The sequence below is a fragment of the Roseivirga sp. 4D4 genome (assembly GCF_001747095.1).
Lineage (GTDB): Bacteria > Bacteroidota > Bacteroidia > Cytophagales > Cyclobacteriaceae > Roseivirga.
On sequence record NZ_MDGP01000001.1, the window covers coordinates 670,798 to 684,187 of the forward strand.

At 42.6% G+C, this 13,390-nt stretch carries 10 protein-coding genes; all 10 read right to left on the minus strand.

The window, feature by feature from the left end; all coding sequences use genetic code 11:
• Window positions 1-30: 30 nt before the first annotated feature.
• The 10 genes from BFP97_RS02895 to BFP97_RS02940 all read right to left on the minus strand — a co-directional run bounded on the left by BFP97_RS02895 (window position 31) and on the right by BFP97_RS02940 (window position 13,355).
• Window positions 31-1,992: an LVIVD repeat-containing protein gene (locus BFP97_RS02895; RefSeq protein WP_069840972.1), complete on the minus strand. Its 1,962-nt coding sequence runs from the start codon at window positions 1,990-1,992 to the stop codon at window positions 31-33.
• Between the two features lie 100 nt (window positions 1,993-2,092).
• Window positions 2,093-3,433: a sugar porter family MFS transporter gene (locus BFP97_RS02900; protein WP_069840973.1), complete on the minus strand. Its 1,341-nt coding sequence runs from the start codon at window positions 3,431-3,433 to the stop codon at window positions 2,093-2,095.
• A gap of 45 nt (window positions 3,434-3,478) precedes the next feature.
• Window positions 3,479-3,940, minus strand: coding sequence for a GNAT family N-acetyltransferase (locus BFP97_RS02905; RefSeq protein WP_083262399.1), 462 nt, complete (start codon window positions 3,938-3,940; stop codon window positions 3,479-3,481).
• Entirely contained in the window at window positions 3,941-4,822 is an 882-nt protein-coding gene (locus BFP97_RS02910; protein ID WP_069840974.1) for a sugar phosphate isomerase/epimerase family protein, read from the minus strand.
• A 50-nt stretch (window positions 4,823-4,872) separates the two neighbouring features.
• Window positions 4,873-5,412, minus strand: a complete 540-nt coding sequence (locus tag BFP97_RS02915; protein ID WP_069844176.1) for a VOC family protein — start codon at window positions 5,410-5,412, stop codon at window positions 4,873-4,875.
• A gap of 54 nt (window positions 5,413-5,466) precedes the next feature.
• Window positions 5,467-6,546 carry an iron-containing alcohol dehydrogenase family protein gene (locus tag BFP97_RS02920; protein ID WP_255399320.1) on the minus strand — a complete coding sequence of 360 codons (1,080 nt, stop codon included), beginning with the start codon at window positions 6,544-6,546 and terminating at the stop codon, window positions 5,467-5,469.
• Window positions 6,546-7,277 carry a 3-deoxy-manno-octulosonate cytidylyltransferase gene (locus BFP97_RS02925; RefSeq protein ID WP_069840975.1) on the minus strand — a complete coding sequence of 244 codons (732 nt, stop codon included), beginning with the start codon at window positions 7,275-7,277 and terminating at the stop codon, window positions 6,546-6,548. The genes BFP97_RS02920 and BFP97_RS02925 overlap by 1 nt, the downstream gene beginning before the upstream one ends.
• Window positions 7,274-8,470 carry a DegT/DnrJ/EryC1/StrS family aminotransferase gene (locus BFP97_RS02930; protein WP_069840976.1) on the minus strand — a complete coding sequence of 399 codons (1,197 nt, stop codon included), beginning with the start codon at window positions 8,468-8,470 and terminating at the stop codon, window positions 7,274-7,276. Before BFP97_RS02930 ends, BFP97_RS02925 begins: the two co-directional genes overlap by 4 nt.
• A gap of 383 nt (window positions 8,471-8,853) precedes the next feature.
• Window positions 8,854-10,521 carry an SGNH/GDSL hydrolase family protein gene (locus BFP97_RS02935; RefSeq protein ID WP_069840977.1) on the minus strand — a complete coding sequence of 556 codons (1,668 nt, stop codon included), beginning with the start codon at window positions 10,519-10,521 and terminating at the stop codon, window positions 8,854-8,856.
• Between the two features lie 14 nt (window positions 10,522-10,535).
• Window positions 10,536-13,355, minus strand: a complete 2,820-nt coding sequence (locus BFP97_RS02940) for a TonB-dependent receptor (protein ID WP_410527945.1) — start codon at window positions 13,353-13,355, stop codon at window positions 10,536-10,538.
• Window positions 13,356-13,390: the final 35 nt, after the last annotated feature.

The window sequence follows — 13,390 nt, forward strand, 5'->3', positions numbered from 1 at the left end:
CCTTAATCATCACTCAATCACTTTCTTACCTTATTTACTTTGGATCTTGGTCTCTTTCGGCTTTTCTGGTTCTAGCTTAGCAGACCAAAGACCACTGTTAAAGTCAGAATAGAAAATATGTCCTTTATACAGCTGAGCGCCCCAGGTAAATGGTGCATTCGCTGTATAACCATTTGGATCATTCGGTACGATCCAGGCGATTTCTCTACCTTGCTTTCTGAGATCACCCATCAGTTCTCCACTTAGGTCAACTACACGAACTCCCTCATTGTAGAATGCTACATAAAGGATGTCATCCTCGATCCAATAGTTGTGAGAACCTGCATTTGGTACTTCAAAGCGTGCAATTTCCTCAGGATTATCCAAGTCAGTGAAGTCGACAATATGCAAGTAACCAGCAGCTCGGTTAACACCACCTTTTTGCGTATTGAGACCATAAGGGAAGATCTCATCTCCACCAATCACATAGAATTTACCGGTAGATTTACTTCTGTAAGGGAAGGAAGCATGGTTGGCGTTGTTAGGGTAGGCATAACTAGCAAACTGCGTTGGATTCTTTACCGAACCACCCGCAATACCATTTCCGACATCCACCAACTGAATACCATCTGACCAGTTCGAAGAATAAGCAATGCCATCTTCCACCCAAACATCGTGGATAGAGTGCCCTGGGGTATCTAATTCGAATTTAGAAACCGCATAAGGGTTTTTAGGATCATCAATATTGATGATGTAGTATTTCTGTCCACCGCTTAAGGCATAAATGTGATTGTCTGCGATAAACACATTATGTACACCACCAGTCATGTTCTCATCAAATCGAGAGATGATTTCAACTTCTCTAGGGTTTTTGACATCGATAATGACGAGCCCATTTTTTCTATTCGAAGCTCCCTCACGGCTGATCACACATAGTGTTCCGTCTTCAGAGATCTTCACATCATTCACTGTTCGGGCGTCCACCTGAACAGAATCGATTTTTGTGATATTGGCAGGGTCCGTCACATCCCAGAAGTAAGCAGTACCATCGGCACCCCAAGTTCCGGTTACGGCATAATCTCTGCCATCAATGCCTTCCCATACCCAGAAGTCGGAAGTATGCTTGTCAGTGACAGAGCCTTGTCCAACAACTTCGATCTTTCGTTTTACCTCACGAGGGCTGATTTTCAGTGTTTTCGAAGCTGATGCTACTCCGCAAGAAACTGTCACAGTGTACATGCCTGCTTCATCGGCTACAAAGCGTCCATCTTGCTTAATTAGACCTGATGCATTGATACTTACATTGTCAGAAACACCGTAGAATGAGTAAGATAGAGGTGCGTCTGGCACTTCATTTCCCTTGGCATCCAAGGCCTTAGCCGAGAAGTGGAATACATCTCCTGTTCTGGCCTGGTCTCCATCAGAGGTCAATTCAATTCTTGTGATTGGATTTTTCACCACGTTAATGTTGACTGTATTTACAACATCTTCTGACTGAATTTCAATGGAAGTTCTGCCCGGTTTATAGGTGGTTATCAATCCAAAAGAGTTTACGGTCGCAATAGACTCGTCTTTTGAAGTGAAAGAGATCGATGGGTTCTTTCTGGTGAGCCCAGCTTTATCAATTGCAGCGTAGCTCAAGGTTATCGGTGTGCCGGCATAAATTCGGTTAGGCACATCATCAACTTTGATTTCGGCAATGGGAGGGAAGTTCACGGTTACCTCAAAAGTCTTACGAGGGGCTCCTGGAGAAATGGCAATAACATTATACGATCCTGGGAGTATGGCCGTCAATGTATTCGTGGAATCGACAGAAAGACTTCTTCTGGCTCTTGAGAACATTCTAACAGGATTATCGAGCTTTTTGCCATCCTTCATTACATAGGCATTGAGTTTTTTCTTAGCGCCAACTTCGAGTACTATGTTTTCAGGTTCAATTACGATTTCCTGACCAATAATGGCTGCCGGCAAGGTCATTAACAAGGCCAGCATATAAATGCGGATTAACTTCATGGTATTTTGTTTAAGGAATTTTACGGAATGTACTCAATCCTATATGGTGATACAAGAATGATATATATGGGTGGTCACCAAATGGATTACTGGTTAAATCTCATTCCTGATGGATTAATTCTTTTTCTAAGGCTTCCAAGGACTTGCCTTTTGTTTCAGGCATCACTTTCCAGGTGAATAGTAGTTGTAAACACATCATGAAGGCAAAGAGGGCAAAAACTGGCCATGGATTTTCTCCGAAAATACCTTTGTCTTTATCAATGAAAACTGGTGTGAGCAATGTGATCAGTGCGGCAAATACCCAGTGTACCCCTGAACCAAATGATTGACCAAAGGCTCGAACTTGATTCGGGAATATTTCAGAAATAAAGACCCAAATCACTGCTCCCTGTCCGATCGCATGTGAAGCGATGAAAATCAATATGAATGATAGAAGGAGCAAGGGGTCAGCTCCATTATAAAATGACCAGGCCGTTCCTGCTAGACCAATGATATAGCCAATTGAACCAATATACATAAGTTGTTTACGACCTAATCTGTCTATGAGGAACATACCGAGCATTGTAAAAACCAGGTTGATGCCTCCTATAGATATGGAGCTCAGAAGGGCATCTTTTATGCCAGCGGTATCCAGTAATTCAGGAGCATAGTAAAGGATAAAATTGATGCCAGACAGCTGGTTGAAAAAGGCTAGAAGAAAGGCTAGCATGATCGGCTTGGAGTACTTCTTTGAGAAGAGCCCAGTATGTTGGTGCTTTGGCTCAATGTCCAGTTCTATTTCTTTTAGCTTGTCGAGCGCATTTTTTGGGTTAATGATTTCCAAGACCTTCAGCGCTTCTTCACTTGCCTTTTTCTTCAAAACCAACCATCGAGGGCTTTCAGAAACACCTAAGACCATAATGGAATAAAATACAGCAGGAACACCCTCGATTCCGAGCATGAAACGCCAATCATTTGTTCCTCCGACTCCATCGAGAAGGAAGTTCGAGATGAAGGCGATCAGGATTCCGAAGACAATCATGAATTGGTAGAGCGCCACCAATTTCCCTCTATCTTTCGAGCCAGAGATCTCAGAGATATAGGTTGGTGCCGCCACAGATGATGCTCCAACACCAAGACCACCAATAAACCTAAAGAAGGAGAATGAGTAGGGCTCAGGCGCCAATGCCGACCCAACTGCGGATACGAGATATAGAATACCAATCCAGAAGAGTGTTTTCTTTCTTCCGAACTTATCACATGGAATGCCACCCAATAAGGCCCCAAATACGGTTCCCCATAGTGCCATGGACATAATGAATGTGCCGTGAAAGAAGGGGGTAGTATTCCAGAGTTCTTTGATGGGTTGGTTAGCACCGGAAATCACTACGGTATCAAAACCGAAGAGAAAACCTGCTAGGGCCACGGTGATGGCCCAAAAGCGAAGCTTGTTTGATTGCATAAGGTTGAAAATGATGCTTCGGAAGATAGTGTTTTCTTATCAGAATTACCTTTCGGTATTAGTCATTTGCATCAGTGGTAGTTCTCGGCCTTTGGGAGTGCCAGGAATCATCTTGATCGTTTTAAAACCAAATTTTTGGTAGAAACCAACGGCATTCGGATCAGAAAGCACATTAAAAGTCTGGTTCTGGAAGAGTGGTTGAGAAAGCGCGTAACGCAGTAATTGTTTGCCATAACCGTGGCCGATTTGTTCCGGTAAAATCCAGCAGTGTTCAATGGTAAAGAATTGCTTTTCCTCTATGATAACACAGAAACCAATGGTTTGGTCCTTGACGCTAATAACGAATACATGGTTTGCATTCAGAAATTCTGTGTTAAAGGATAGGTCGGCATCCCAAAGGGATAGCCATTCTTTTGGGTAACCCCAATGCGCCTTGGCCGCTTTGGCTATGCTACTAAATAAAAAGGCATCTTCATCAGATGCCTTAGTAAGTCGTTTTATTTCCAATTAGTAATTGATTTTCTTTAAATATTTGAGGCTGGTTTTTAGGCTCTCAATTGAGTTGTTGGCAAAATTCCTATCCTGCTCCACATAGAAGTACTTCATGCCTGACTCTTCCTTGTGCCTGAAGATTTGCTTCCAGTCGATAATCCCGTTTCCTACCTCCGTCATTGGCTTACCTTCATCTAATGAAAGGTCTTTTACATGCCAGAATGGAATTCGACCTCTGTTTTCACGCATGATGTTGAGTGGATTCTGTCCCGCATAACGAACCCAATAGATATCCAACTCAATCTGAACAAGCTTAGGATCCGTGGCTAGAATAAGATCAAATGGAATTTGGCCATCTAATTCTTCGAATTCGAATTCGTGATTGTGATAGGCAAAGCCTAAACCAGAGTTGTTACACATCTCCCCACACTTCTGAAGTAAATCAGTTAAGGCTTTGTACTGGTCTATATTCTGGCGTTCATCAGTATTGAGCCAAGGGCAGACAAGGTATTCTGCACCCAATTCTTTAGCATCGTCAATGGCTCTTTGAAACTCGTGATTCATTGTACCTGACACCTTTTTTCCTGAACCGGTAGGCACATGAATACTCTTTACCGAGATTTTGGACTTGTCTAAAATAGCCTTTGCCTCACTGATCGACTTGCCCAAAATCTTACCATCCTGGAAATCAAAAAGCTCACAATAGCTATAACCGGCTTTTCTTAATGCCTTAAGCGTACCAGCCATGTCTTTATAAATAACATCCCTTACGGTATAGGCCTGGAAGCCAAGTTTCTTGATGACCCCATCTTCAAAAGGATGAGAAAGTAATGGTGAAGCTGCCATAACACCCGCTGAGGCTAAACTGGCTTTTTGGATAAAATCTCTGCGTTTCATTAAATACTTATTGTAATTCGTTTCAAACTAATAAAAAACCACCTTTCAAACTACTTATCTGTAGTCATTGGGCCTATTAACTCAATAAACGTACCATCTGGGTCTTGTACTAAAATAAAATACCTTCCGTCAGGGATTTGTGTGGGGGTTTTTCCAAGCTTTTTGACTCTTGCTTTTTTGAGTCTTGGAATAAAAGGATCAAGTGATTTGACATACATAGTGACATATTGCATTCCGTTATCATCTTGAATGTGTTTTTGTTCAGGGTGTTGAGCCTTATTCTTAAAGCTCATCAGTTTCCATTCTGTAGCATTTGGTTCATCCACCGTTTTGAGTATCACTACATCGAAAGGTTTGCCACCAGTGAGTCCTGTTTTTCTCGCAATTTCTCTCTCAACAGTAAAGCCTCCAGTTTCTTTTAAGCCCAATACTTCCTTGTAGAACTTAAGTGATTTCTTCATGTTCTTCACCACAACACCCACTGATATGGTGCCCGAGGAGTACTCCACTGGATGGTCTGATTTATCCTGCGCGATACAAATACTGCTGAGTAAGGAAAAGAAGAGGGTGTAGGCTAGTAGCTTTTTCATGGTCTTATTGAATAAGCTCACAAAATAAGAAAAGCCGGTTAAACCGGCTTTCATTTACATCTTTTCGTACATCTCGCGGAGCTTTTTCCGTGTGATGGTGTCACGCCAATTACTTCCAAGTGCGTTTTCCCAAAGCGGCTCCAAGAAGAGTGCTACATCAATCATCTTTTCAAACTGATCATCACTCAAGCCAGCGCAAATTCCTTTTGGAATATGGATTTGATGTTTGTCAACCATGGCCTTGAATTTCGAAACACCTTCAGGGTAGAATTCTTCCAGTTGATCAAAGACAATACAGTTACCAATACCATGTTTAGTACCTAGTAAGAAGCTTAGACCATATGATACAGCATGTGCAACACCAACCTGAGAATAAGCGATAGACATACCACCATGATAAGATGCCATCATCAATTTGGCATCTGAGTCTTCGTCCCAAACGTCTTTTTCAAGGAATACTTCTTCACAAAGCTCAAGGGCCATTTCCCCATATGACTGGGAGAAAGTATTGAGGTAAGTTCCTGTTAACGACTCCACACAATGGATGTAACAGTCCATACCCGTATAGAAACGTTGATTCTTTGGTGCATTCTTGATTAAGTCCGGATCCAAAATGATCTGATCAAATGGCGTGTAATCAGAATTCATTCCCAATTTACGTTCAGGCCCTGTCAGTACCGTAGTTCTAGAAACCTCAGCTCCTGTGCCTGAAAGGGTAGGTACACCCACGTGGTAGGCTCCTGGTACTTTTACCAAATCCCAACCTTGGTAATCTGCTGATGAACCAGGGTTGGTCATCATTAAGGCCACAGCTTTTGCCAAATCGAGCATGCTACCGCCACCGATACCAATAACACCGGATACTTCACCAAACTCCTCGATCAGCTCTTTAGCTATGGCATCGACTTGCTTAGTTTTTGGTTCGTCATCGGCACTGGCAAAGACTATTTTATCTTTTCCTTCCAAAGGGATACGACTAATAAGGTCTTGTTTCTCCTGAAAAAAATCATCTACCAAAAAGATAAATGGATAGTCACCTTTTCTTTGAGAAGAAAGGATTTCTGCGGTTTGACCAAATGATCCACGGCCGTAAACGACCATTTTTACCATTGGGAAGTTCTTGAATGCTGTCATTAGTCTTCAATAAATGCTTTTGCGTTTTCTAAATCTTCTGGGGTGTCTATTTCAATGCCCATGTATTCAGTTTCAACCATCTTGATCTTCTTGCCTATTTCCAAGTAACGGAGACATTCGATCTTTTCGGTGTCTTCCAAGATAGTCATTGGTGTATTGTAAAAATCAAGCAAGGCCTGTTTTCTGAAGGCATAGACACCAATATGCTCAAAGTACTTAGGGTTGGCTGCCTTATTTCTTGGGTATGGAATCGGAGAGCGAGAGAAGAATAATGCATAGTTCTCTTGATCCACGACCACTTTTACATAGTTAGGGTCCTCAATGAGGTTGACCTTGGTGAGCACTTGCATTAGGGAAGCAAGGTCAATTTGATCAGCATCAGGGCCTTCGAAAACCGACAATAATTCTGTTAATGGTTCTTTCTTAGTGAAAGGTTCATCGCCTTGAACGTTGACGATGATATCGGCTTCGATCTGTTCTGCAGCTTCGGCTATTCGATCACTACCGCATTCATGCTCTTTTTGACTTTTGATTGCCTGACCTCCGTTATCTATTATTTCCTTATGAATAACATCAGAGTCTGTCACGACATAAGTCTCAGCAAATAAGCCTGTTTTGACCACAGCTTCATAAGTTCTGAGGATAACGGATCGATCACCCAGCTTGGCCATCAGCTTTCCGGGAAAGCGGGTAGCATCGTATCGAGCAGGGATAAGTGCTACTACCTTCATGCAAGCACGGATTTGATTGTAGCTGCCATCTTCTCAGCACGCTCATGTGCTTGTTCTTCTGTCCAGCTGAGGTTAATGAGCGATGAAATAGTTCTTCCCATCACTTCATCCGATTGCTTGAAATTATTGAAGTCCATTGCCTCAATAGCAGAAACAAGACCAGGATTCAGCGGGAATAGGGAAGTAGCGTTTTTCAAGTGATCCCATTTCTTGATGTAGTGCCAATTGTTGTCATACCAATAGAAGTTGCCTCCGAGTCCGTTCGCAAGAAGCTCTTTGTGTGCCTTTCTGGTCAGGTCTTCGGTAGGTAAGAAGAATGAAAGGAAAGACGCATTGTCTCCTTCCGGATCTGGGATTCTTCTGAAAGTGACTCCTTCCACCTGACTCAAGGCTGCTTTGATGACTGCATTATTCTTTCGTTGTGTTTCCAGAATCCAATCTAGCTTTTTGATTTGACCAAGGCCGACCGCTGCATGTAGCTCTGAGATTCTAAAATTGTATCCAAGAAAAGGATGGGTTTCTGCACCTCGATCGCTACCGATATGGTCATGTCCATGATCGGTATAGTGATCTGCATTGATGTAGTATTCTTCATTATCAGTCATAAAAACACCGCCTTCACCACAAGTAATCGTTTTGACAAAGTCGAATGAGAAGGTTCCTCCGTCACCAATTGTTCCCAGTTTTTGCCCTTTAAAAGTACCGCCAATGGCCTGGCATGCATCTTCCAGGAGTAAGAGGTCATGCTTTTTACAAATGTTCTGGATCTGGTCCATTTGTGCCATTGAACCACACATGTGAACTGGCATTACCATTTTCGTCTTTGAGGTAATCGCTGCTTCAACAGCTTTGGGATCAAGACAGAGCGTTTCATCGATGTCAACTAAAACAGGTGTAGCACCTGCCGCGATAATGGCCTCAAAGCTAGCGACAAATGTGAATGTAGGCATGATTACCTCATCACCTGCACCAACACCCATGACCGCCATGGCAGTAGATAGGGCGGTAGTACCACTCGAGGTAAGCTGGGCATGTTGGATTCCAAATGTGCTTTGGACAGCTTCTTCTAATTCTTTTGCTTTCCAATGACCATTACGCATGTGATCGAAGCCATAGCGCATCAGAATACCTGACTCAAGCACATCGTTAACTTCTTTTCTTTCTTCTTCACCGAATATTTCAAAACCTGGCATATGGGAGGGATTTTGCTGGCAAAAATAGAGAGAAAAGATGATGTCTCATAAGGTCAGAAGTGAATTGAATTCCCGATTTGGGAAATAGAATCCAGTTATGGAACAAAACTGACGATCATTTAACCTTAAAAAGAAATTAAAACACTAATAATCAGTTAGTTATAATTTTTTACTCTTTTGGCAAGAGCCTTGCAATTAGAGGGGTACAGGTTAAGTAATAAACAAAGTGAAGTTGGTAGGTGAAGTTGATGGTTATTTTATCTATTTGGTTGAGGTGAATCCCGAAAAATACGTTTTCGGGATTCTTTTTTTGTGCCTTATGGCACTATAAAAAAAGAGCCCCAATATATCGGGGCTCTTTTTCTTTTTGATAGAAATCGTTTTTAATCTGTAGTCAAGACACCTCTTAAGGCAAGTACATTTATTCTTGGAATAGACGATCCCTTACTTGCATTCAATGCATCAATTACCAAGTTGGCAATGATCGCATATCCACGAGGGTTAGGATGGATGCCATCAGTTGAGAAAATACCATTTGGGCTAAAGTCAGGCGCGAGATTAACACCATCGACTCTTATACCTAATTCACCGTCAGCTGCGGCTGCGGCTGATGTAGCCATTGCTGCCAATGCTGCATTAGCTCCCATAGTAGGATCAACCAAGAATTGAGCTGTTGCTGCATCTAATCCTGCTACATCAGCGAATGTTGGTTGTACATCCACTAAAGTAATTACTTCAGCTCCAGCGGCTTGATTAATGCCTGCAACTACACCTGCGATTGTAGCATTGAATGTGGCCCTTGTACCCACAACGGTTTGTACCTCAGAGGCTGACAAGATCAAGTTATCAGGAGCAGGGTAACTCACTCCAACAACAGCTGTAGGTTGAGGTACTCCACCCACAACGAGTGGTTGTCCGAGTGCAGTTGCCGCTGTTAATACAGGAAGGTCATCTGCAGTTGCTGGTCTTGATTGACCGAATGGAGCCAGTGCCTGTCTTTGAGCAGGAGTGATAATATTTAGCGCTAGCAAGATATCGAACTCCCCACCCGTTCTGTCATAATCATCTAAAGCATCATCGTGCATTAGTATTGGATTCGCACCAAGTGCATAAGACACCTTTCTTTGATCGGCTTCTGCTTGAGTGACATTCACTGCCGGAGATAATTGTGACACTTGCACAAGTCCGTCAAGCGCGTTATTCAAACCGGCAAACGAGTTGTTCAGCGCATCTACTGTCCCCTGATCTGTCATAGGGATCGAGTTATACGGTACAGCTCTGAAATAAGGGGCCAGGATGATCTGTGGTATTGTCATTACCACACCTTGAGCACCAGATTGAGTCAATCCGCCCAAAGCTTGGGTAAGTGTCGTTTGAAAAGTACCAGCGTCTGTGATTAACGCTTCATTTGCTCCTCCACCAGCAGCATAACCAAGGATATCATTGTTACCTAACCAAAAACTAAAGAAGGTTGGGTCAGCTTGAATTGCATCACCCAATACTGTGCTTACGCCTGGTTGACTAGCGAAACGACCATAAAGTCCATTTCTTGCAGCCAGGCTTGCATCAGCAACATCTACTAATCTCATGCCTGGGACACCAAAGTTGTTCAATGCAGATTTGTCACCAGCAAAAGCAGTAACATCTTCACCTACTGTGGGAACTGGTCTTAGCAAACTTAAGCTTAATTCAAATCGGCCAAAGAATCCACCAGCTGGGTTGACACCCGATCTACCATTTGCAGAATTAATGTCTGGTTGGTTGAAGGCTCCTCCACCAACACCTGAAATGGCAAATTGCTGTGCCAGAAGGTTAGGGAAGGAGTGATCCTGACCACTCGTGTACAGCGCATTATCCATGAAACCTGCAGTTAGCGAGTTTCCAACAGAAACATATTTACTCAGGTCCAAAGTCCCTGGAGTACCCGTAGCAGGGCCTGGAAGTGGATTTTCATCTTCCAGTTGTTCTAGCAGCTTCTGGTCTTCATCGCAAGACTGAATGACGAAGGCTAATGCTAAGATTGCGAATAAGTATATCTTAATATTTTTCATTTTCGTTCTGAGTTTTACTTGAAGAATTCGTCAAAAGTGATTTGGATGTAATAGATGCCGCCAACGCCTGGGTTACCAAATGATGTCGTGTATCGATCGTTTAGCAAGTTGCTTGCTCCAAGTTTGATTACTGACTTCCATTCAGGCATTCTGTAGCTCACTTGAGCATCAAGTGCTCCGTATTCAGGAATGATTCCCACTCCGAAAGAAGACTCCCATAAGAAGGCTTGTTGCCATCTATAATTAATGTTGAAGCCTACTCTGTCCGTCAATTTTCTATTACCGAATTTCAAATTGTAACGATACTTAGGTGTATTGTAACTTGCTCTGAAACCTTGTGCCAATAGATCGTCTTGTGAAATCAGTTCGTTGTAGGCAACATTACCACCAATGAAGTAACCTCCGTCTAATGTGTAGTCAACCTGAAGGGCCCATCCTTGAGACTTAACCTCTCCGTCAGCATTAATGTCAAAACCAAAACGTTGAGTAGCTACAGTTCCATTCACGATAGCATCGCGTTGTGCAGGAGTACCTGAATCAGGGTTAGCACCTTGTAAACCATTAGGAACTGCTTGTGTAAAGTCAATTTCAGCAATGAAATCATTGTAAACACTGTAGTAGTAGTAGGCATCTATTAAGAGTCTGCCATCCATGAAGAGTCCTTTGTAGCCTACCTCGAAAGTATTAACCTTTTCAGTTTTAAAATCTTGATTCACTCTTGTCTCATTGACTAGTAAAGAAGCGTCTCCAGCCGCTTGAGCCGCAGCGACACTGTTTGTCTGATAGATTTGATTTGTCAAGAAGTTATATCTGTCGACTAAAAGGTCATTACTACCGATCAATCTTCTAGTCACTACATCTAGATCGATAAATTGATCCTGAGTAGTAGGGATTCGGAAACCTCTCTGGAATGAACCTCTTATGTTGTGGTTTCCTCCTAGTGTTCCAACTGCTGAAATTCTTGGAGAAAGTTGCCCTTCGAAAAATTCATTTTTGTCATACCTTACTGAACCTTGAAGCTTCAAGTTATCATCAAGGAAGCGTTTAGTAACTTGAGTATAAGCACCCCATTCGTTGAAGCTAATCTCATCACCGTTGTTATCTAGGGCGAAGAGCGTGCCTTCGGAGTTCAGGCTATATCTTCTCCAGTTCGCACCAACAACCACTTCGGCCCAATCAATTCTGTCTGATAAATCCCAACTACCTTCCGCATGGAATAACTTTGATTTATCCAAGAACTTCGCACCACCATCGGCAATGGAAACACCTCTTAGCTGATTCGCTAATCCATCAAAAGTTGCCGAGCCTGGCTGTGGTTGTGCTGCATCGGCAAACAATCTTGCCGCAGCATGAGAAGCGTCAATTCCAGCACCTTGCAAACGAGCCGCTGCAAAAGCCCCGAGATATGGTTCAAGGTAAGTTGCTTGATTGATCAACGAAGCCAATGTGTTGGCTGCATAACTATCTCCTGAATTTTCCTGAGTTGTATAAGCTCTAACGTAGAAGTCAGAACCTTTGAGTTCAACTTTAGCCGTTGATATGGTAAAGTCGTCCAATACAAACCTGTCATTAGCCGTATAAACCGTACTACCAGAACCAAAATTATACTGACCGAAGAGTTCTAGATTATCATTCAATCTATAATGAAGCGCACCTCCTAATTTGATACTCTCCGTGGTATTGTCAACAAAAGAGGCTTCATTGAAACCGGTTGCTGTGAATAAACCATCTAAACCATCAGGAATTAGTGTTCTGATAGGTGGCAGTGAAGTGTTACCACCTGCAATAGCGATGTCTGCAATTTGACCTACTGTGATACCAAAATCTCCGTAAGTATTTACTCCATCGTAAAAGCGATTATTGCCTCTTGATGTACCACCTCTTTCAACAACCCCTCCGGTTGCAAGACCTTGATCTCTAGTATCTGTTCCAACAAAGTCATTTGCTCTTAGGTAAGATCCCGTAATCTTGAAAGCAAGCTTATTGTTGAATGACTTGGCCCATCTGAAGCCATAGTCTTGATAAAACTCCGCGCTTTCTTGTAGCATGCCTGATGCGTTGGTTTCAACACTGTTGACACCTGTCTTGGCATAAGCGCTAAAGCCTTGGTACTCGAAAGGGTTTTTAGAATTGAGTAGCAAAATACCATTGATGGCGTTAGGTCCATAGAGTGCTGAAGCTGCTCCAGGGATAAGTTCAGCCGACTCTAAATCGAGATCGTTAATCCCTACAATGTTACCCACTGCAAAGTTTAGACCCGGAGCTTGGTTATCAATACCATCGATTAATTGAACAAACCTGGTATTACCATTGGCACCGAAACCACGGGTGTTGATGGACTTAAAGGTTAAACTTTGTGTACTAAAGTCAACTCCCTTTAATGATGCCAAACCCTCATAAAAGGACGCTGCAGGTGTGTTTTGAATATCTAATATGTCAAGCTTTTCAATAGAAACAGGAGAGGTAAGTATACTCTCTTCAACCCTTGACGCAGAAACGACAATCTCTTCTCCAAAGAGAACGGATTCTTCTAATCTGATTTCCAGGTTGGTTACGTTGCTTTGATTGATCTCGATTTCTTGTGCCTTATAACCTACATAAGAGAATACTAAGGTTAGTGGAGCGCTGCTGCTGACTGCTAGCGAAAAAGTACCATCCGCTAAGGAGATAGTTCCGACTACTTTGTCTTTGACCCGGATGTTTACCCCCGGAAGGCGTTCCCCTGTGGCATCGTCCACAACAGAACCGCTTACATTAACTTGTGCCTGAGCTGACAATGTAATCGTTTGCATTGCCAGTAGCACCAGTATTGTACATGTGAAAATTCTTTTCAAATTCATCATCATTAAGAGTTTTGAAACAAATAAAG